Origin of the sequence: Cryobacterium sp. TMT4-10, from assembly GCF_004403275.1 — a bacterium.
GTDB lineage: Bacteria > Actinomycetota > Actinomycetes > Actinomycetales > Microbacteriaceae > Cryobacterium > Cryobacterium shii.
On the sequence record NZ_SOGU01000085.1, the window covers coordinates 25,902 to 44,650 of the forward strand.

Annotated in this window: 22 protein-coding genes; 4 read left to right on the plus strand and 18 right to left on the minus strand. The window is 69.8% G+C overall.

The features are described from left to right. Positions 1-131: 131 nt before the first annotated feature. Entirely contained in the window at positions 132-896 is a 765-nt protein-coding gene (locus E3T42_RS11565; protein WP_241976073.1) for a GntR family transcriptional regulator, read from the minus strand. A 68-nt stretch (positions 897-964) separates the two neighbouring features. Between E3T42_RS11565 and E3T42_RS11570 the strand changes: the two genes are divergently transcribed. Both E3T42_RS11570 and E3T42_RS11575 read left to right on the plus strand, forming a co-directional pair. After that, positions 965-1,699, plus strand: a complete 735-nt coding sequence (locus tag E3T42_RS11570) for a thioredoxin domain-containing protein (RefSeq protein WP_134366833.1) — start codon at positions 965-967, stop codon at positions 1,697-1,699. Further along, the gene (locus E3T42_RS11575; RefSeq protein WP_134366834.1) at positions 1,699-2,571 is read left to right on the plus strand and encodes a cytochrome c biogenesis CcdA family protein; all 873 of its coding nucleotides are present in this window, start codon (positions 1,699-1,701) and stop codon (positions 2,569-2,571) included. The genes E3T42_RS11570 and E3T42_RS11575 overlap by 1 nt, the downstream gene beginning before the upstream one ends. 17 nt (positions 2,572-2,588) lie before the next feature. On the opposite strand, the gene cls is transcribed toward E3T42_RS11575, so the two are convergent. Both cls and E3T42_RS16780 read right to left on the minus strand, forming a co-directional pair. Beyond that, positions 2,589-4,052 carry a cardiolipin synthase gene (cls, locus tag E3T42_RS11580; RefSeq protein WP_134366835.1) on the minus strand — a complete coding sequence of 488 codons (1,464 nt, stop codon included), beginning with the start codon at positions 4,050-4,052 and terminating at the stop codon, positions 2,589-2,591. Between the two features lie 6 nt (positions 4,053-4,058). After that, positions 4,059-4,235 carry a hypothetical protein gene (locus E3T42_RS16780; RefSeq protein WP_166787168.1) on the minus strand — a complete coding sequence of 59 codons (177 nt, stop codon included), beginning with the start codon at positions 4,233-4,235 and terminating at the stop codon, positions 4,059-4,061. A 105-nt stretch (positions 4,236-4,340) separates the two neighbouring features. Here E3T42_RS16780 and E3T42_RS11585 point away from each other — a divergent pair, with 105 nt between their 5' ends. After that, the gene (locus E3T42_RS11585) at positions 4,341-5,597 is read left to right on the plus strand and encodes an ROK family transcriptional regulator (RefSeq protein WP_241976075.1); all 1,257 of its coding nucleotides are present in this window, start codon (positions 4,341-4,343) and stop codon (positions 5,595-5,597) included. On the opposite strand, the gene E3T42_RS11590 is transcribed toward E3T42_RS11585, so the two are convergent. The 14 genes from E3T42_RS11590 to tilS all read right to left on the minus strand — a co-directional run bounded on the left by E3T42_RS11590 (position 5,590) and on the right by tilS (position 17,535). Next, positions 5,590-5,814 (minus strand): hypothetical protein, encoded by a 225-nt coding sequence (locus E3T42_RS11590; protein ID WP_134366836.1) that lies wholly within the window; start codon positions 5,812-5,814, stop codon positions 5,590-5,592. The two genes, E3T42_RS11585 and E3T42_RS11590, sit on opposite strands and share 8 nt — an antisense overlap. A gap of 7 nt (positions 5,815-5,821) precedes the next feature. Continuing rightward, complete coding sequence (gene lysS / locus E3T42_RS11595) at positions 5,822-7,363, minus strand: lysine--tRNA ligase (protein ID WP_134403054.1); 1,542 nt, start codon at positions 7,361-7,363, stop codon at positions 5,822-5,824. A 12-nt stretch (positions 7,364-7,375) separates the two neighbouring features. After that, positions 7,376-8,245 (minus strand): pantoate--beta-alanine ligase, encoded by an 870-nt coding sequence (gene panC, locus E3T42_RS11600; RefSeq protein WP_241976076.1) that lies wholly within the window; start codon positions 8,243-8,245, stop codon positions 7,376-7,378. 32 nt (positions 8,246-8,277) lie between these two features. After that, a complete protein-coding gene (locus tag E3T42_RS11605; protein WP_134366839.1) occupies positions 8,278-9,057 on the minus strand; it encodes a Rossmann-like and DUF2520 domain-containing protein in 780 nt (259 codons plus the stop codon). Beyond that, positions 9,054-10,616 (minus strand): PH domain-containing protein, encoded by a 1,563-nt coding sequence (locus E3T42_RS11610; protein ID WP_134366840.1) that lies wholly within the window; start codon positions 10,614-10,616, stop codon positions 9,054-9,056. Before E3T42_RS11610 ends, E3T42_RS11605 begins: the two co-directional genes overlap by 4 nt. Next, positions 10,613-11,110 (minus strand): PH domain-containing protein, encoded by a 498-nt coding sequence (locus E3T42_RS11615; RefSeq protein WP_134366841.1) that lies wholly within the window; start codon positions 11,108-11,110, stop codon positions 10,613-10,615. The genes E3T42_RS11610 and E3T42_RS11615 overlap by 4 nt, the downstream gene beginning before the upstream one ends. Further along, the gene (locus tag E3T42_RS11620; protein WP_134366842.1) at positions 11,103-11,573 is read right to left on the minus strand and encodes a DUF3180 domain-containing protein; all 471 of its coding nucleotides are present in this window, start codon (positions 11,571-11,573) and stop codon (positions 11,103-11,105) included. Before E3T42_RS11620 ends, E3T42_RS11615 begins: the two co-directional genes overlap by 8 nt. Continuing rightward, positions 11,570-12,091, minus strand: a complete 522-nt coding sequence (folK, locus tag E3T42_RS11625) for a 2-amino-4-hydroxy-6-hydroxymethyldihydropteridine diphosphokinase (protein WP_134366843.1) — start codon at positions 12,089-12,091, stop codon at positions 11,570-11,572. The genes E3T42_RS11620 and folK overlap by 4 nt, the downstream gene beginning before the upstream one ends. Continuing rightward, complete coding sequence (folB, locus tag E3T42_RS11630) at positions 12,088-12,453, minus strand: dihydroneopterin aldolase (protein WP_134366844.1); 366 nt, start codon at positions 12,451-12,453, stop codon at positions 12,088-12,090. Before folB ends, folK begins: the two co-directional genes overlap by 4 nt. Beyond that, complete coding sequence (gene folP / locus E3T42_RS11635; protein ID WP_134366845.1) at positions 12,450-13,244, minus strand: dihydropteroate synthase; 795 nt, start codon at positions 13,242-13,244, stop codon at positions 12,450-12,452. Before folP ends, folB begins: the two co-directional genes overlap by 4 nt. A 44-nt stretch (positions 13,245-13,288) precedes the next feature. Next, positions 13,289-13,858: a GTP cyclohydrolase I FolE gene (gene folE / locus E3T42_RS11640; protein ID WP_134366846.1), complete on the minus strand. Its 570-nt coding sequence runs from the start codon at positions 13,856-13,858 to the stop codon at positions 13,289-13,291. 9 nt (positions 13,859-13,867) lie between these two features. Continuing rightward, positions 13,868-15,865 carry an ATP-dependent zinc metalloprotease FtsH gene (gene ftsH / locus E3T42_RS11645; RefSeq protein WP_134366847.1) on the minus strand — a complete coding sequence of 666 codons (1,998 nt, stop codon included), beginning with the start codon at positions 15,863-15,865 and terminating at the stop codon, positions 13,868-13,870. Between the two features lie 97 nt (positions 15,866-15,962). Then, positions 15,963-16,514, minus strand: coding sequence for a hypoxanthine phosphoribosyltransferase (gene hpt, locus E3T42_RS11650; protein WP_134366848.1), 552 nt, complete (start codon positions 16,512-16,514; stop codon positions 15,963-15,965). Then, entirely contained in the window at positions 16,495-17,535 is a 1,041-nt protein-coding gene (gene tilS / locus E3T42_RS11655; RefSeq protein WP_134366849.1) for a tRNA lysidine(34) synthetase TilS, read from the minus strand. Before tilS ends, hpt begins: the two co-directional genes overlap by 20 nt. 44 nt (positions 17,536-17,579) lie before the next feature. Here tilS and ppa point away from each other — a divergent pair, with 44 nt between their 5' ends. After that, positions 17,580-18,071 carry an inorganic diphosphatase gene (ppa, locus tag E3T42_RS11660; protein WP_134366850.1) on the plus strand — a complete coding sequence of 164 codons (492 nt, stop codon included), beginning with the start codon at positions 17,580-17,582 and terminating at the stop codon, positions 18,069-18,071. A 122-nt stretch (positions 18,072-18,193) separates the two neighbouring features. Here the strand turns inward: ppa and E3T42_RS11665 are convergent. After that, positions 18,194-18,749 (minus strand): C40 family peptidase (locus E3T42_RS11665; RefSeq protein WP_174776688.1); only part of this gene is annotated, 556 nt, incomplete at its 5' end.

The window sequence follows — 18,749 nt, forward strand, 5'->3', positions numbered from 1 at the left end:
CCGAAATACCGGCTGAGGGTGTCACGGTTGGAGCGGGGCCGGTGGGCTCAGAGGCCGTCGGCTCCGGGCCGCCCCCGCCCAGCCGCGACGACGTCGACTAGCCCGCACCCGGCACGGCACTGCACATCGGCCTACGAGGGCACGCCCGCCCCGAAGGTGGCGGTCACGGAGTACCGCTCGCCCAGAATGTGGCTGCAACGCAGTTCAACGGCGGCTCCGCGCTGGTAGCCGATTCTCTCGATCCGAAAAATAGGGGCTCCGGGGGCGCAGCCGAGACGTTCGACGTCCAGAGCCGAGGCGGTGTCGGCGCGTAGCTCCTCAACCCCGCCGTCCACGGTGATGCCACATCGCTCGCGCAGCTCCTTGTAGAGCGCGGTTGCGGCGAAGTCGACGCTCAGGAGCGGGCGGACCCGGTCAGCGGGGAGCCAGACGTGATCGACCGCGAACGGCTCCTCGTCTGCGAGACGCAATCGAGACAATTTGAACAACTCCTGGGCCGGCGGCAGCGAGAGGCGTTCGGCGACGGCCGGATCGGTGACCAGCCGGCGCTCCAGAACAACGCTGCGCTGGGTCATCCCGGATTCCTGCACGGATGCGAACAGGCTGTAGACCGGGCCGAAGGCGCTGCCCAGGCCGCCCACGATCACCCGGGGCTTCCTGCCCCTCTGAGCGGTAACCGACCCCGTCTCCCTGAGCGGGCGAAGGGCGCTGCGGATCGTACCCCGGCTGACGCCATAGGTCGCGGCCAGTTCCAGCTCACCGGGGAATCCGTCCGCGAATTCTCCCCGGGCAACGCGAACCGCGAGGTCCGCGCCGATGCTCTCCCAGAGCGGCCTGCGCGGGGCCGATTCAGACGGATCATGAGCGCGTGCGCCTGGCTGGGCAGGTGCTGCCACGGCTGTCCTTTCTCACTAAATGTCTATACATTGTAAATGTCTCATCAAAATCCGGGAGGGCGACGACCATGGCATCTGCGCAACCCAAGAACGCGTCGTCGGGCTCCCGCCGACGCGGCCTTGTCTACCTGATCGCCGGCGCTGTCGCGATTGTAGTCGTCCTCGGGGTCGGCTTCGCGGCCCAGTCCGGCACGGCAGAGCAGGCATCGCCCCCAGCCGGCGCCGACGAGCAAGGCTCCGAACCGGCCTTCGACATGTCCCGTCGAATTGACGGCGATCCGACGGCGCGGGGTGACACGGATGCCCCGGTGGTGCTGGTCGAGTATTCGGACTACCGCTGCCCGTTCTGCGCCGTCTTCGCCCGAGAGACCCTCCCGCTGCTCATCGGCGAATATGTTGATTCGGGCCAGGTGCGCATCGAATGGCGGGATCTCACGGTCTTCGGCCAGGAGTCCATTGACGCCGCCGTTGCGGGACGGGCAGCCGGGGCGCAGGGCCTGTTCTGGGAGTTCAACGAGGCGACGTTCCGGGATGCCCCCGAGAGAGCCCACCTCGCCCTGCCGCGGGAGCGTCTGCTCCAGATCGGCCGCGACATCGGAGTGCCTGACATGGCTCGTTTCGAGAGCGACCTGGCCGACCCCGCGCTACTGGCGGCTGTCACCAGGGACACCGACGAGGCTCGCTCGTTCGGCGCGACCGGAACACCGCTGTTTCTCGTCAACGACACGCCCATTTCCGGCGCCCAACCCGTCGAGGCCTTCCGCCAGGCCATTGATCGAGAACTCGCCGAAGCCGCCGAATAATGGATATCGGTTACGCCGGCGCGCTGATCGGCGGGGTCCTGACCCTGCTCAGCCCCTGCTCGGTCCTGCTCCTTCCCGCGTTCTTCGCCTACGCGTTCTCGACGCCGACGAAGCTCCTGGCCCGCACGGGACTCTTCTACCTGGGGCTGATCACCACACTCGTGCCGATCGGTGTCCTCGCCGGCACGCTCGGAGCGTTTTTGACGCAGAACCGCGCCGGGTTCGTGGCCGTCGCCGCATCCCTCGTGATCGCCCTCGGACTGGTCCAGCTCATCGGCATCAGGCTTCCGGCGTTCGCCAGGGACGGGGGCGGTGAGGGCACCTCCTCGGCCTCGGTCTTCCTCCTGGGATCGGTCTACGGGGTGGCCGGGGTGTGCGCGGGCCCCATTCTCGGATCGGTCCTCACGGTTGCCGCCGTCGGCGGAAACGCCGCCTACGGCGGCATCCTGCTGGCGATCTATGCGCTGGGAATGACCGTGCCCCTGTTCGTGCTGGCGCTGGTTTGGAACCGCCTGAGGATCGCGGAGCGCGGCTGGCTGCGGCCGCGAATGGTGCGGATCGGACGCTGGCAGAATTCGTGGCTGCTGGTCGTGTCCGGCCTGCTCTCGATCGGAATCGGAGCACTCCTCCTGCTGACCGAGGGCACGGCCGGACTCGGTGGCATCCTGACCATCGGCGAGCAGTTCGCCGCCGAGTCCTTCGTGCTGAACGCCTCCTCGGGCGTCTCCAATCTCGTCTTCGGCCTGGCGGCCATCGTGGCACTGATCATCATCGCCGTGATCTTCTTCGTGCGCGGCCGGCAACCGGCAGCTCCGGCGCGAGCCACAGAGCAGGCCGAACCCGGGCGATCAGCAGAGCCGATCGCCCGGTGACGAGTGCCAAGGGGCTCCTACTGCACCGCGGAGGTCAGCCGGGCGAGGTTGTCGAGCACCGTGGAGCGCAGCGGCTGCTTCATCCACTCCTCGAGGGTCAGTTCGCGGCTGTCGGCGCGGTAGCCGTCCTGCACCGCGCGCAGTTGCTGCACGAATGAGCGGCCGCGCACCATCATCGACACCTCGAAGTTGAGGCTGAACGAGCGCATGTCCATGTTGCTCGACCCGATCACGGCCACCTCGTCGTCGATCGTGAAGTGCTTGGCGTGCAGCACGTACGGCGCCTTGTACATGAAGATCTTCACGCCGGCCCGCAGGAGTTCCTCGTAGTAGGAGCGCTGCGCGTGGTAGACGAGGGCCTGGTCGGCGACCTCGGACACGAACAGTTCCACGTTCAGCCCGCGCTGGGTCGCGGTCGTGATCGCGTACAGGATCGATTCGTCCGGCACGAAGTACGGGCTCGTGATGATGATGCTGTCCTGGGCGTAGTAGAGCAGCGCCAGGAACAGCCGCAGGTTGTTCTCGCCCTCGAACCCGGGCCCACTGGGCACCACCTGACAGTCCAGCGAATGCGGAACGACCTCGGTCGACACCGGCTGGATATCGCGGGTGAGCAGGTCGTTCGTCTCGCTGTACCAGTCCGTGATGAAGATCGCGTTGAGTCCGGAGACGATCGGCCCCTCGACCCGTGTCATGAGGTCTTTCCACTGCAGTCCGCGACGGATGTTGGCGGGCATGTTGTAGCTGCGGTCGATGACGTTCTGTGACCCCATGTACCCGACCGTGCCGTCCACGATCAGCAGCTTGCGATGGTTGCGCAGGTCGGGACGCTGCCATTTGCCCTTCAGCGGCTGCAGCGGCAGCAGCAGCTCCCACTTCACTCCGGAGGCGGTGAGCCGGTTCAGCGTCGCCCGGTAGCCGGGCTTCCGCATGGACTGGATGTGGTCCATCAGCACGCGCACCGTGACGCCGCGCTTGACCGCGTTCTCGAGGGCGTCGAAGAACGGCGCCGTGGTCCTGTCGAGCGAGAAAATGTAGAACTCGACGTGCACGAAATTGCGTGCCTGGTCGATGTCGGTGACCATCTCGGCGAAAGTGCCCTCGTAGTCACCGAGCAGCCGGGCCTCGTTGCCGCCGACCAGCGGCATGGACCCCAGCGTGCGGTTGAGTTCGACGACCGATTCCAGCCACGGCGGCCACGGATGGTCGCGGCGCACCTGGTCGATGCCCTCGGTGCTGTCGAGGATGAACTGGTTGATCTCCTCCTGCATCTCCAGGCGCTTCCTCGGCAGGGTACGGTAGCCGATCATCAGGAAGAGCAGTGCGCCGATGAACGGCAGGAAGAAGATCGCGAGCAGCCAGGCCATCCCGGAGGTCGGCCGTCGGTTGCGGGGCACGACGATGATCGCAACGACACGGATGGCGAAATCGACCACCAGGGCGATCACCAGGATGACGGTCGAGACATCGATGCCGAACATGCGGTGCTAGGTGACCGGCTTGTCGAGCCCGAGCTTGGCGCGCTCTTCCGCCTCGATCCGGGCGTATACCTTACGTTCCGTTCGGTCGGCACGCAGGATGGACCGCATGATCACCCAGAAAATGAGCCCGACCAGAATGGTGGGCAGGAGCGACCAGAATGCGCTGACCCAGAAGTTGTCCATAGTCCCTCCAACGATACGGGAAAACGGTGGGCGAGGGCACAGGTCCACGGGGCTGTTCGGCTCGACCCGGGGGCTTTGTGAAGTGTTGATGGCTAAGCTTGCCCGGTGCCAGAAGGAGGACGGATACCGAAGCCCCGCGCGGCGTTGACGACCGCCACGAGCCGCGGCCTGGTCCTCGATCTGATCCGGTCGGCGGGGCCGATCAGCCGGGTCGAACTGGCCGAACGCACGGGTTTCACCCAGGCGACCATGTCCACCGTGGTGCGGCAGTTGATCCGGGAGGGCCTGGTGCGGGAGGCCGGCAGGAGCGAGTCCACCGGCGGCAAGCCGCGGGTGCTGCTCGAGGTCGACCCGGACGCCCGCTTCGCCGTCGGAATCCAGCTCGGCGCGGACTTCATCACCTTCGTGGTCACGAACCTGAGCGGGGCTCTGGTGGGAGGCACCCGCATCCGTGGGGTCGGGCCCAGCGATCCCGACCTCACGGTGGCACGGATGGCCGCCCAGGTCGACGCGCTCCTCACCGGGCTGGGCGTCGCGCCCGGCCGCGTGGTCGGCATCGGGATCGCGGCCCCGGGCCCGCTGGACCTTGATTCCGGGAGCCTGCTCGCCCCTCCGACCCTGGCGGCCTGGCGCGACTTCCCGATCCGAGACGCGGTCCGGCGCGCGACCGGGTTTCCGGTCACCATCGACAATGACGCGACCGCGGCTGCCATCGGCGAGTTCTGGAGCGGCTCCATCGCCGGCACGGCGGCGCACTGCACGGTCTACATGGGCGCCGGGATCGGATCGGGCATCGTGCTCGGCGGCACTGTCTACCGCGGCGCCAGCTCGAACGCCGGCGAGATCGGCCAGCTCTGGGTGAGCGCCCCCGACGGGGCGGGACCGGGAGCCACCGTGGAGGACCTCGCCGGGCCGAAGGCGATCGCGGCCAGCGCGCGGGCCGGTCTCGCCGAGGGACGCCGGTCGGCCGTTGAGCTGTCCCCCGAGGGAGACCCGTTCCTCGACTTCGAGCTCGTCGCCGCGGCCGCCGTCGACGGCGACCCGTTCGCCCTGGAGCTGATCACCCGGTCGGCCGACCACCTGGCCACGGCCATCGTCGCGGTCGCCAACATCCTCGACCTGGACTCGATCGTGCTGGCCGGCCCCTCCTTCGCCACGGCCGGCCCGCTCTACCTCGTTGCGGCCGAGCGCCGCCTGGCGGAGGGGTTCTTCGCCCGGGCGCGGCACCGCGTGCAGGTGCGCCTCTCCGCCCACGTCGCAGACGCCGCCGCCGTCGGCGCGGCCGCCCTCATCCTGCACCAGGAGCTCGCCCCGCACTCCGCCGGGCAGACCGCCCCGCGGGCGCGGCGACTTCCTATTTGACCAGGATGCCGTAGAGGCCGGTGACGACCAGGTACAGGCCGATGCCGCCGCCGATGATCCAGACCACGATCCGGTTCCGCGAGGGCCCGTTCCGCCGGGGCCAGCCGGATTCGGTGGGCTCGCCGGGCGCGGGGGTGCCGGAGGCGGGCGTGTGGGGGTTCGGCGTGCCGGAGGCGGGCGTGTGGGGGTTCGGCGTGTCGGAGGGCGTGATGCTCATGCGTCCATCATTTCACCAACGGGAACAGAATGGTCTCCCGGATGCCGAGGCCGGACAACGCCATCAGCAGGCGGTCGATGCCCATGCCCATGCCGCCGGTGGGCGGCATCCCGTACTCGAGGGCGCGCAGGAATTCCTCGTCCAGGCGCATCGCCTCCGGGTCTCCGCCGGCCGCGAGACGGGCCTGCTCGATGAAGCGCTCCCGCTGCACGACCGGGTCGACGAGCTCGGAGTAGCCGGTGGCCAGTTCGAAGCCGCGCACGTAGAGGTCCCACTTCTCGACCACGCCGGCGGTCTCCCGGTGGCCGCGCACGAGCGGGCTGGTGTCGATCGGGAAGTCCATCACGAACGTGGGGCGGGTCAGTCCGCCCTTCACGAAGTGCTCCCACAGTTCCTCGACGTACTTGCCGTGGATGGGGTGGTCGATCTCCAGGCCCTCCCGGTCGGCCAGCGTCTGGAGCTCGGCGAGCGGGGTTTCGGATGAGATGAGGTAGCCGACGGCCGCGGACAGGCTGTCGTACATGCCGATCCGGTCCCAGTCGCCGCTGAGGTCGAACTCGGTGCCGTCGGCCCAGGTCACCACATGCGAGCCGGCGATGGCCAGCGCGGCATCCTGGATCAGGGTCTGGGTGAGGTCGGCGATGGAGTTGTAGTCGCCGTATGCCTCATAGGCCTCGAGCATCGCGAACTCGGGCGAGTGGGTGGAGTCGGCGCCCTCGTTGCGGAAGTTGCGGTTGATCTCATAGACCCGGTCGATGCCGCCGACGACGGCTCGCTTGAGGAACAGCTCGGGGGCGATCCGCAGGTACAGGTCCGTGTCGAACGCGTTGCTGTGCGTCGTGAAGGGGCGGGCGGATGCGCCGCCGTGCATGACCTGCAGCATCGGCGTCTCGATCTCGATGAAATTGCGCTCGGTGAAGGTGCGGCGCAGGCTCGCGACTGTCTGCGAGCGCTGCACGACGCTGCGGCGGGCCTGTTCGCGGCTGATCAGGTCGAGGTACCGGCTGCGCACCCGGGTCTCCTCGCTGAGCTCGGTGTGCAGGTTGGGAAGCGGCAGCAGCGCCTTCGCGGCGACCTGCCACTCCGCCGCCATGATCGACAGCTCACCGCGGCGGGAGGAGATGACCTCGCCGGAGACGAACAGGTGGTCGCCCAGGTCGACGAGGTCCTTCCAGGCGGCGAGGGACTCCTCGCCCACCTCGCTGAGGGAGACCATGACCTGGATGCGGGTGCCGTCGCCGGACTGGAGACTGGCGAAGCAGAGCTTTCCGGTGTTGCGCAGGTGCACGACGCGGCCGGCGAGGCCGACGGTGACGCCGGTGACGGCATCCGCTTCGAGGTCGCCGAAGCGCGCGCGGACGGCCGGGATCGTGTCGGTCACGGGCACCGACACCGGGTAGGCACCGCCGCCGGGGCCGGTCGCGGCGGCGTTCAAGCGGTCACGCTTGGCCAGGCGCACGAGCTTCTGCTCGTTGCTTTCGGCCTCCGCTGCTGCGGCTGCCGCGGCGTTCTCGGCGTCGGTCGGTTCGGGGTTCTGCTGCTCGCTCATGCGGTTCTCCGTCTAGGGGATGTCCAGGGCCACGTTGTCGATCAGTCGGGTGTTCCCGACCAGCGCCGCGACCAGCATCCGGGCCGGCCCGACGTGGTCGGCGCCGACCGGAAGGAAAGTCCGCGGATCCACGACAACGAGATAGTCCAGTTTAACCAGCGGCTGAACGTCGATCCGCGCGTGGGCCGCGGCCAGCGCGGCGGCGACGCCCTGGGGGGCAGCGGATGCCGCCGCGTCGAGACCGGCGCTCAGCGACCGTGCGGCCAGGCGCTGGGCGGGATCGAGGTTGCGGTTGCGGCTGGAGAGGGCCAGTCCGCCCTCTTCGCGCACGATCGGCACGATCTCGAGGGCGAGCCGGAAGTCGAGGTCGGCCAGCATCCGTTCGACCAGGAAGACCTGCTGGGCATCCTTCTGGCCGAAGACGGCCAGGTCGGGGCCGACGATGTTGAACAGCTTCGCCACCACGGTGAGCATGCCGTCGAAGTGGCCGGGGCGCGCGGCGCCCTCGTACAGCGCGCCCACGGCGCCGGCGGTGACCCGGGTGGAGGCTGCGCCCGCCGGGTACATCACCTGGCTGGTCGGGGCGAAGACGAAGTCAACGCCCTCCTCGGTCAGGGCGGCGACGTCCGCGTCCAGGGTGCGCGGGTAGGTGTTCAGGTCCTCTCCCGCCCCGAATTGCAGCGGGTTCACGAAAATGGAGACCACGACGATGTCCCCCCGGCTGCGGGCGCGGCGCACCAGGGTCAGGTGGCCGGCGTGCAGGGCGCCCATGGTCGGCACCAGGACGATCCGCGCGTCGCCGGGAACGGCCCGCTCCCGTGCGGAGGCCAAGCGGCTCCGCAACTCGTCGATGCTGGTGATTACTTCTGGTGTGGTGAGCACGTTCACTCGTCCTCCGGTGTGTTGCGGTTGAATCATTCGTCGAAATCGTCGCGGTCGTCGGGCCGGTCAGGGGGGTCGAGTCCGGCCGGACCCCCGAGCCCCTCGAGGTGCGAGAGGTCGAGCCGGTCGGGGCTGGTGCGGGCCAGCGCATTCTCCATCGCCGAGCGCATCAGGGGGGCGATCACGGCCCCCGGATGTTCGATCCCGATCCCCGAGAGCAGCCCGGTGGCCTGCTCCACGATCGAGGTGGAGAACGCGGTCGCGGTCTCCACGGCCTCGGCGTACCGGGCCCGGTCGGCCTCCGCGACGATCACGGGCTCGCCGCCCATCTCCACGACGAGGGCCTGCCCGATCGGCAGCACCGGGGTCGGCGCGGTCACGGCGAAGTAGGTGTCGGCCAGACGGGCCAGGTCGATGCTGGTGCCGGTGAAGCTCATGGCCGGGTGAATGGCCAGGGGGATGGCGCCGCCGGCCTGCGCCGGCGCCAGCACCGCGGTGCCGTAGCGCGCCGAGGTGTGCAGCACGAGTTGTCCGGCCTGCCAGGTGCCGGTTGCGGCGAGCCCGCTGACCAGGCTCTCCAGCTGGGCGTCCGGTACCGCGATGATGACCAGTTCGCTGCGCTCGACCAGTTCGGGCACGCTGAGGATCGGCACGAACGGAAGGATGGCCTCCGCCCGGTCGCGGCTGGCCTGGGAGATCGCGGAGATTCCGACGATGGCGTGGCCGGCGCCGGCGAGGGCGGCGCCGAGGATGGGGCCGACGTGGCCGGCCCCGATGATGCCGATTCCGAGGCGGCCGGGACGCTGGCTCATTCGAGGGCTCCGTTCGGGAGGTTCCAGTGGTGGGTGGTGTCCGCTTGGGCGGACGTGATCGCTCCGGACGAGACCTGCTCGAACAACGCCACGGCTTCGCCCGCGTCGAGCACGCTGAGGGTCGCCACCACCGGTCCGGCGACGGTGTGCAGGCGCGCGGAGGCGAGGCGCAGCATCCGTTCGACCGGGCCCTGGTTGATGCCCACGCTCTGCAGCCGGGCCAGAGGAACGAGGATCAGCTCCCGGGAGAGCACGCCGCGGCGGAGCAGGGCGACCCCCTCGGAGAGGGCGTAGCCGGTGCGGCGCCAGGAGAACGGCAGCAGCCAGGCGGCGCGGCGCGGCGCGTTCGTGAAGCCGTCGTCGCCCCCCGTGGAGCGGAGCCCCCGCTCGATCAGGGCCTGCTGAGGCGCGGAGTCGAACCCCGGCAGGATCAGTTCGAGTACCCGGGCGACGTCGGCGAGCGTGCCCACCGGCAGCGTCGTGGTGTCGGCCTCGCCGCCGGCGCCCTTGTTCGTGGAGTGGCCGGCCGTGTTGATGTGCACCTGCCACCAGCCGAACGGGCGCCAGAGGATGGGCTGGGAGACACGGATGGCGTGGATGCGGCCCGGCGGCAGGGTCTCGTTGCTGGTGGTCAGCAGGCCGAACCCGACCCGCACGCCGTCGGCGGTGCCGGCGATGCTGTAGCGCAGCGACCTGGTGACGCGGGAGAAGTAGAAGCTGACGCTCGCGATCAGGCCCGGCAGGATGACCACGAGCAGCCAGCCGCCGGTGTCGGCGGTCCAGCCGAAGACGGCCAGGGCGATGGCCGCCAGGACCAGGAAGACCGTGAACCTGCTGAAGAGGACGGAGCCGATCAGCCGTCCGGGCGGGATCCGCACGACGGATTCCGGCGGCGCCGCGTCGGGGTCAAGCTCGGGAGCGAAGAAGTCGGCGGCCCGGTGGGCGGCGAACGCGCCGAGCCCGGCCGGGGTTCCCGCGCCGGGGACCACGGCGGCGGCACCCTCGAGGGGAGCGGCGGCGCCCGGCTGCACCGGCGCGGGCTGCCGCAGACCTGACGCGAGGCGAAGGATGTCCCGGCGCAGCTGGTCCGCGTTGGCCGACCCCAGGTAGGCGAGCTGCACGTTCGCGTCCTGGCCGGCCACGCTCACCTCGAGCTTCGCGGCTCCGAACAGGCGCGGCACGAAGGGGCGCACGATGTTGACGCCCTGGATCCGGTCGAGGCGGGCACGGCGGTTGCTGCGGAAGACCAGGCCGCTGCGCACCTCGACCACCTCGCCGGTGACCCGGAAGGTGTGCATGCGCCAGGACAGGTAGAAGCCCGCCAGGATCGCGATCAGCACGGCCGTGAGTCCGAGCAGGGCCCAGCCGACGGCGCCGCGCTCGAGGATCTCGTCGATCGGGTCACCGCCGTAGCGTGGAACCCCCAGGAAGAAGTCGACCAGGCGTTCGCGCAGGTTCGCGACGATGAAGCCGAGCACCGCGACGATGAAGATTCCGCCGCGCAGCAGGGGGCTGGCCGGGTGCAGCCGGTGCCACTCCCCGTCGGCCAGCTCGGTCACAGTCCGGCCCGACGGCTCTCGGCCAGTTCGACGAGAGCGTCGCGCAGGCTCTCCGCATCCGCCTCGGTGAGCCCGGGGATGAGGACTCCGGAAGAGGCGGCGGCCGTCACGAACTTGAGGTCGGCGAGTCCCAGCCGGCGCGCGATCGGTCCGCGGGTGATGTCGACCAGCTGCATCCGCCCGTAGGGAACCGACACGAACCGGGTGAACATGATGCCCCGCCGGAAGAGCAGGTCGTCCTGGCGCAGCTGGTAGCCGATGGCGCGCACCCGGCGCGGTTCGAACGCGACCGTGACCGCCGTGATCACGATGATGGCCGCGAGCAGGTACGGCGCCCACTGCACGTCCGCGACCAGCCACAGCGCGGAGGCTGCGGCGCACAGGGCCAGGCCGAAGAGCACCGTCCCGACGATCTCCACCACCACGTACCTGGGCGAGACGCGCTTCCACTCACCCGCCTCGGGCAGGTCCAGTCGTCCGGCGGTCTCAGGCACGTATTCCGCCCTGCTCGTCGTCCTCGTCGTCCGGGGGGAGCGTGCAGAAGTGCTCGGCGACGAGACAGAGGGTCAGCAGGATCGCGGCCCCGAGCGCCATCCCGAGTGCGGACCAGACCGACGTTGCCGCCGGCATCACGGACCGGGTCAGGGCGTAGAGCACGATGCCGAGGCCGAAGCCGAGCATCAGCGCCCCGCTCAGCGCTGAGGCCTTCGCCAGGACGGCAACGCGCATGGCGAGGAAGGGGTTGACGTGCCGGCGCACCTTGCCCCGGGTCGCCTGCCGGATCGGCCACGCCAGCGCCACCACGGCGATGGCGATGCCGACCAGGGCCACCGGCAGCGTGGCCGGGGGCAGGACCATCGCGGCCCCGGTCGCCGCCGAGGTGATTTCGACCAGGAAGCCGACGACCAGGCCCAGCATGGTCAGGGCGATGACGGGTGTCGCGCGGGTGCGCTTCACCGGGCGCCGCCGATGTCGTGCGGCAGACGGTAGGGCCGCACCGTGGAGCCGACGGCGGCGAGCAACGCGCGCACCGTGCCGTGCCCCGGCAGGACGGCCTCGGGGTCGAGGTCCAGCCACGGGGCCAGCACGAAGTCGCGCTCCCAGGCCCGAGGGTGCGGGAGGGTCAGGCGGGCGTCATCGATTTCGAGGTCGTCGAAGGCGATGATGTCGATGTCCAGGGTGCGATCACCCCACCACTCGGCGCGCACCCGGCCGTGGTCGTTCTCGATGGCGTTCACGGCGTCCAGCAGGGTGTGCGGGTCGCCGTCGTAACGGATGCCCACCACCAGGTTGAGGTACCGGGGCGCGTTCTCGTCGACGCCGTGCGGCTTCACCGCGACCGATTCGTACACCGGGGACACGGCGGTCAGCTCGAGCCCGTGAATCCCGGCCAGCTCGTTCACGGCCGCCGCGAGGGTGGCCGCCCGGTCGCCGAGGTTGCTCCCGAGGGCCAGCAGCGCCGGCTGCCCGCTCATTCGCGGGTCCGCAGGATCTGCACCGCGACATCCGTGAACGGCACGGAGATCGGCGCCTGCGGCTTGTGCACCGTCACCTGCACCCGCTCGGCCACGTCGTGGGCCAGGACCACGGCGGCGATGCGCTCGGCCACGGTTTCGATCAGGTCGACCGGGTTGTGCCGGGCTGCATCGGTGACCTCGACGGCGAGTTCGCCGTAGTGGATGGTCTGGGTCACGTCGTCGGACGCCGCGGCCCGCTGCAGGTCGAGCCAGACCGTCACGTCGATGACGAAGTCCTGACCGTTCTCACGCTCGAAGTCGTAGACGCCGTGATGCGCGTTGACTCGGAGCCCGGTCAACGTGATGGAGTCGCTTCTCATAGTTCCATTGTGGCCGAGTCGACCAGTGCGAGCACGTTCAGTGCCGTGCGCGTCGCCGCGACGTCGTGCACGCGAACCGCCCAGGCGCCGGCCTGGGCCGCCAGCACGCTGACCACCGCGGTCGGCAGGTCGCGCTCGGAGAGGCCGACGTCGGCGGGGAGCGCCCCGGCCAGGAACCGTTTCCGGGACGCGCCCACCATCACGGGAAGCCCCAGGTCGGCGAAGGACGTCAGGTGCGCGAGCAGTTGCCAGTTGTGCTCGGGCAGTTTCGAGAAGCCCAGACCGGGGTCGAGCACGATGTTGCCCCGCAGCACGCCGGCCTCGGTGAGCGCCTCCACCCGGGCGGAGAGTTCGGCGCGCACGTCGGCGACGACATCGCCGTACCGGGCCAGCGCGTCCATCTTCCGGGCGTGTCCGCGCCAGTGCATGGCCACGTAGGTGAGCCCGCTGTCCGCAGCGACGGATGCCATCACCGGGTCGGCCAGTCCCCCGGAGACGTCATTGATGACGCTCGCGCCGGCGGCGGCGGCCGCCGCGGCGGTGCCGGAGTTGAGGGTGTCCACACTGATCCGGAGACCCTGGCGGGCCAGTTCGGTGATCACCGGGATGATCCGGGATTGCTCCTCGGCGGGCGAGACGCGGCCGGCGCCGGGGCGAGTGGACTCGCCGCCCACATCGATCAAATCGGCCCCCTCGCCCGTGAGCGCGAGGGCGTGGGCGATGGCGGCATCCGTGGAGGCCCACTTCCCGCCGTCGCTGAAGGAGTCCGGGGTGACGTTGAGCACCCCCATCACCAGGGTCCTCGGCGGGGTCGGCGCCGACGAATGCGGGGGCGTCACCGCCCGGCCCCGATCAGGGCCATGATCTCGGCGCGCGCGGCGGGCTCGGACAGCTCGCCGCGGCTGGCCATGGTGACGGTCGAGCTGGCGGACTGCCTCGGGCCGCGGGCGGTCACGCAGCCGTGCACGGCGTCGAGGACCACGAGCACCCCGCGCGGCCGGAGCCCCGTGTGCAGGGCCTCGGCGATTTCCTCGGTCAGCCGCTCCTGCAGCTGGGGCCGGGTGGCCAGGGTGTCGACCACGGCGGGCAGCTTGCCCAGCCCGACGACGCGTTCGTCGGGCAGGTAGGCGAGGTGGGCGGTGCCGAGGAACGGCAGCAGGTGGTGTTCGCAGACCGACCGGAAGGCGATGTCCCGCAGCAGCACGAGCTCGCCCGTGTGGGGTCCCACCGGGATGGTGTCGCGCAGGTGGTCGACCGGGTCGACGTCGAGCCCCGCGAAGAATTCAGCGTAGGACTCCGCTACCCGCCGGGGCGTCGCCTCGAGCCCCGGCCGGGCGACATCCTCGCCGATTGCGGCGATGATCTCGGCGACCGCGGCTTCGATCCGCGCCCTGTCTACTGCCACCGGCGCGACCTAGGCGGTGGCGGGACGGGGGCTGCGGGCCGGCGTGCGGGCCGGCTTGCTCGCGACGGCGTCGCCGTCGAGCACGCCGGTCGGGGCGGAGATCTTGGGTGCCGGCATCGGGATGGGAGGCTGGTCGGAGACGGGGCGCTTGTCGCTGGACAGCCACTGCGGCCGGGTCGGGAGCTTGACGACGCCCTCGAAGATATCGGCCAGCGCGTGCTGGTCGAGCGTTTCGTGCTCGAGCAGCGCCGCGGCCAGCCGGTCCAGGATCTCCCGGTTGGTGTTCAGCACCTCGTAGGCCTCGTCGTGCGCGTCTTCGAGGAGCTGGCGCACCTCGGCGTCGACGCTCTCGGCGACCCTTTCGGAGTAGTCGCGCTGGTGGCCCATGTCGCGGCCGAGGAAGACCTCACCGGATCCCTGGCCCAGCTTGAGCGGGCCGACGGCCGAACTCATCCCGAACTCGGTGACCATCTTGCGGGCTGTGGACGTGGCCTTCTCGATGTCATTCGAGGCGCCGGTGGTGGGGTCGTGGAAGATGATCTCCTCGGCCACCCGGCCGCCCATGGCGTAGGCGAGCTGGTCGAGCAACTCATTGCGCGTGACGGAGTAGCGGTCTTCGACCGGCATCACCATCGTGTAGCCGAGGGCGCGACCGCGGGGCAGGATCGTGATCTTCGTCACCGGGTCGGTGTTGCGCATCGCGGTCGCGACCAGCGCGTGGCCGCCCTCGTGGTACGCGGTGATCAGTTTTTCCTTGTCGCGCATGACCCGGCTGCGGCGCTGCGGACCCGCCATCACCCGGTCGACGGCCTCGTCCAGGGCGCGGTTGTCGATCAGCTGGGCGTTGGAGCGGGCCGTCAGCAAGGCGGCCTCGTTCAGCACGTTGGCCAGGTCGGCGCCGGTGAAGCCGGGAGTCTTGCGGGCCAGCACCTCGAGGTCGACGCCGGGGGCCATGGGCTTGCCCTTGGAGTGCACCTCGAGGATGCGCTTGCGTCCGAGCATGTCGGGGGCGTCCACGCCGATCTGACGGTCGAACCGGCCGGGGCGCAGCAGCGCCGGGTCGAGGATGTCCGGACGGTTCGTCGCAGCGATCAGGATGACGTTGGCCTTGACGTCGAAGCCGTCCATCTCGACCAGGAGCTGGTTGAGGGTCTGCTCACGCTCGTCGTGACCGCCGCCCATGCCGGCGCCGCGGTGGCGCCCGACGGCGTCGATTTCGTCGATGAAGATGATGGCCGGGGCATTTTCCTTGGCCTGCTGGAACAGGTCGCGCACGCGGCTCGCGCCGACGCCGACGAACATCTCGACGAAGTCGGAACCGGAAATGGCGTAGAAGGGCACGTTGGCCTCACCGGCCACGGCGCGGGCGAGGAGAGTCTTTCCGGTGCCGGGAGGGCCGTAGAGCAGAACGCCCTTCGGGATGCGCGCGCCGACGGCCTGGAACTTGGCCGGTTCCTTGAGGAAGTCCTTGATCTCTTCGAGTTCTTCGATCGCCTCGTCGGCGCCCGCGACATCCGCGAACGTGACCTGGGGGCTCTCCTTGGAGACGAGCTTGGCCTTGGACTTGCCGAACTGCATGACCTTGTTGCCCCCTCCCTGCATGCCGGAGAGCATCAACCAGAAGAACACGCCGATCAGCAGCAGCGGCAACAGGATCCCGAGCAGGGACAGGAACCAGCTCGATTTGGGCACCTCGTCGGTGAAACCGTTCTTCGGGTCTGCGTTCGTGACGGCGGTGATGATCTCCTCGCCGCGCGGGGCGACGTAGTAGAACTGCACCTCGCTGCCGAGTTTCGGATCGGCCTTGGTCAGGGTCAGGTCGACGCGCTGCTCGCCGTCGACGATCTTGGCCTCGGAGACCTTCCCGTCCTTGAGGAACTCGAGCCCCTGTTGGGTCGAAATCTCTTTGAATCCCGACATGGTAATGAGGCTCGACCCTACCCAGACGGCAACAAATGCCAGCAGAATGTAGAGGAGCGGCCCGCGCAGTAGCTTCTTGACGTTCATCGTGGTCACAGGCTACCTTGCCGCCACTGAGCGGGAACCGTGTGTTCGCCCAAAGCGCTATGTGTGTCAGCGCCAGGGTGTCAGCGCTCCGTGCGGGTCAGGCGTAGATGTGCGGGGCGAGCACGCCGACCGAGCGCAGGTTGCGGTAGCGCTCGTCAAAGTCGAGGCCGTAGCCGACGACGAACTGGTTCGGGATGTCGAATCCGAGGTACTTCACGTCGATGTCGACGCGAGCCGCGGCGGGCTTCCGCAGCAGCGCGCAGATCTCGACGGATTCGGGTCCGCGCGACTTGAGGTTGGCGAGCAGCCAGGAGAGCGTCAGCCCGGAGTCGATGATGTCCTCGACGATCAGGACGTTCCGCCCGTGCAGGTCGGTGTCAAGGTCCTTGAGGATGCGGACGACGCCGCTGGACTGCGTGCCGGAGCCGTAGGAGCTCACCGCCATCCAGTCCATCGTGATCGGGTGCACGAGTTCGCGGGCCAGATCCGCCATGACCATGACCGCGCCCTTGAGAACGCCGACCAGCAGCAGGTCCTTGCCGGCGTAGTCCTTCTCGATCACGCGACACAGCTCGGCGAGCCTGGCCCGGATCTGCTCCTCATCGATCAGAATCTCGGTGAGGTCGCCTTCAATGTCGCGGGGTTCCATGGGAGCGGGATGTTCCTTTGCTTGGAGTGTGTCCAGGCGCGGCGAAAATCAGCCAACCGTCCTGCCGTACAACTCTAACGCCTGGCAGGTCCAGCGCCTTCTGTCCGTGCCAGTCGGTGACCAGCCGAAGCGCGGCCAGCGTGTGCACCCGTTCCAGGGATGCGCCGAATTCGCGCTCTACCGCGAAACGGATGATCCGCTGCCGCAGCGCGGGCGGGTTCGCTTCCAGCCCGCTCACCGCCAGCCGCACGCCGCCCGTACTTAGTTCGCAGAGCTCCTCGGCCCGCTGCCGGGCCAGGTCGTCCAGGGCGCCGGAGTCCTCCCTCAGGTGGTCGGCCGTGCGCGCGAGCGCCTCGGCGACGCCCGGGCCCAGTTCGTCCTCGAGCAGCGGCAGCACGGTGTGCCGCACCCGCACCCGCGCGAATCTTCGATCGAGATTATGGGGGTCCTGCCAGGGCGTCAGTCCGACGTCGAGGCAGAACCGGCGCGTCACGGCTCGGCGAATGCCCAGCAGCGGCCGCAGGAACGGCCCGCTGACGGCGCTCATCCCCTGCAGGCTGGTCGGGCCGGAGCCCCGCGCCAGCCCGAGCAGCACGGTCTCGGCCTGGTCGTCGAGGGTGTGGCCGAGCAGCACGTGGCTCGCACCGGTCTCCGCCAGCGCCCGGTCGAACGCCGCGTACCGCGCCTGGCGGGCGGAGGCCTCCGGCCCGCCGGCACCCGCGCCTTCGTCGACGGTGACCCGCAGGGTGAGCACCGGGTCGAGGCCGAGCGCACCGGCCTGACGGGCCGCCTCGGCGGCGACCTCGGCCGAGCCGGCCTGCAGCGCGTGGTCGACGATGACCGCCCCGGCGCCCAGGCCGGCGCGCGACGCCTCGAAGGCGGTGGCGGCGGCGAGGGCGAGCGAGTCGGCTCCCCCGCTCAGCCCGACCAGCACGAGACCGGCCTCGGGGAGCAGCTCACGCACCATCCGCCGCACATCGGCGATGGCCGGGCTGAGCCTCGGACGGCGGGGGGACTCCATCCAGTAACGTTAGCGGCAGACTTTGATCAAGGGAGAAACAGGCCATGGCCGCATACGACGCAGTAATCGAAATCCCCCGTGGGAGCCGTAACAAGTACGAGGTCGACCACGAGACCGGCCGGGTCTACCTGGACCGGGTGCTCTACACGAGCTTCGTCTACCCGACCGACTACGGCTTCTTCGAGAACACCCTCGGCCTGGACGGCGACCCGGTCGACGTTCTCGTGCTGCTCGACTTCCCGCTCTTTCCGGGCGTCGGGCTCTCCGTGCGTCCGGTCGGCGTGTTCAACATGACGGATGACGGCGGCTCAGACGCGAAGGTCATCGCCGTTCCGGCCGGCGACCCGCGCTGGGACCACATCCAGGATGTCAAGGACATCCCGGAGTACACGCGCAAGGAAATCGAGCACTTCTTCGAGCACTACAAGGACCTCGAACCCGGCAAGTGGGTCAAGACCGAGGGCTGGGGCGACGCCGCCGAAGCCGACCAGATCGTGCGCGACGGGATCGAGAAGCTGGCGACCGAGGGCCACTAGCCTCCGCTCCTCCAACACCCACACACACTCGCCGAACCGTGAGAAAAGCCCCTTCCCGGAGTCCGGGAAGGGGCTTTTCTCACGGTTCGGCGTAGAAGGGCCGGCCGGATGAGGGGTCGGGGTCAGCCGGTGGGCCGGCCGACGTACGGGGCTACGTCCCCGGGCGACCAGATGCTGTGGATGCGCACCGGCTTGCCGACGTCCGGAGCCTCGAGCACCTGCCCGCCGCCCACGTAGATGGCCACGTGGTAGTAGTCGCCGCCGCCGCCCCAGAAGACGAGGTCGCCGCGCTGAACCTGGCTGAACGACACCAGCCGGCCCTGGTTGGCCATCGTGCGGTACTGCGCGGTCGCCGAATGCGGCCCGACGTAGACGCCGGCCGCACCGTAGGCGGCCTTGGTCAGGCCGGAGCAGTCCCAGACGTCGGGACCGGATCCGCCCAGTTGGTAGCGGTCGCCGAGCTGCTGACGGGCGAAGTTCAGTGCCGTGTCGACGGCGCTCGCGTTGGGGGTCGGTGCCGAGGCGGCCGGCTGAGCCGGCGCAGGTGCGGGTGCCGGCGCAGGAGCAGGAGCCGGAGCCGGCGCAGGAGCCGGAGCCGGAGCAGCCGGCTTAGCCGCAGCGGGAGCCGGCTGGGCGGCCGGCGCCGGACGGACGGCCGCTGCGGGTGCCTGGGCCCCG

What these genes read in the sequence shown, in the direction of transcription:
- E3T42_RS11570 (WP_134366833.1), top strand. Translation starts at nt 965, where the DNA reads ATGGCATCTGCGCAACCCAAGAACGCGTCGTCGGGCTCCCGCCGACGC.
- E3T42_RS11575 (WP_134366834.1), top strand. Translation starts at nt 1,699, where the DNA reads ATGGATATCGGTTACGCCGGCGCGCTGATCGGCGGGGTCCTGACCCTG.
- cls (WP_134366835.1), bottom strand. Translation starts at nt 4,052, where the DNA reads ATGTTCGGCATCGATGTCTCGACCGTCATCCTGGTGATCGCCCTGGTG.
- E3T42_RS16780 (WP_166787168.1), bottom strand. Translation starts at nt 4,235, where the DNA reads ATGGACAACTTCTGGGTCAGCGCATTCTGGTCGCTCCTGCCCACCATT.
- E3T42_RS11590 (WP_134366836.1), bottom strand. Translation starts at nt 5,814, where the DNA reads ATGAGCATCACGCCCTCCGACACGCCGAACCCCCACACGCCCGCCTCC.
- lysS (WP_134403054.1), bottom strand. Translation starts at nt 7,363, where the DNA reads ATGAGCGAGCAGCAGAACCCCGAACCGACCGACGCCGAGAACGCCGCG.
- E3T42_RS11605 (WP_134366839.1), bottom strand. Translation starts at nt 9,057, where the DNA reads ATGAGCCAGCGTCCCGGCCGCCTCGGAATCGGCATCATCGGGGCCGGC.
- folK (WP_134366843.1), bottom strand. Translation starts at nt 12,091, where the DNA reads ATGAGCGGGCAGCCGGCGCTGCTGGCCCTCGGGAGCAACCTCGGCGAC.
- folB (WP_134366844.1), bottom strand. Translation starts at nt 12,453, where the DNA reads ATGAGAAGCGACTCCATCACGTTGACCGGGCTCCGAGTCAACGCGCAT.
- folP (WP_134366845.1), bottom strand. Translation starts at nt 13,244, where the DNA reads ATGGGGGTGCTCAACGTCACCCCGGACTCCTTCAGCGACGGCGGGAAG.
- ftsH (WP_134366847.1), bottom strand. Translation starts at nt 15,865, where the DNA reads ATGAACGTCAAGAAGCTACTGCGCGGGCCGCTCCTCTACATTCTGCTG.
- hpt (WP_134366848.1), bottom strand. Translation starts at nt 16,514, where the DNA reads ATGGAACCCCGCGACATTGAAGGCGACCTCACCGAGATTCTGATCGAT.
- tilS (WP_134366849.1), bottom strand. Translation starts at nt 17,535, where the DNA reads ATGGAGTCCCCCCGCCGTCCGAGGCTCAGCCCGGCCATCGCCGATGTG.
- ppa (WP_134366850.1), top strand. Translation starts at nt 17,580, where the DNA reads ATGGCCGCATACGACGCAGTAATCGAAATCCCCCGTGGGAGCCGTAAC.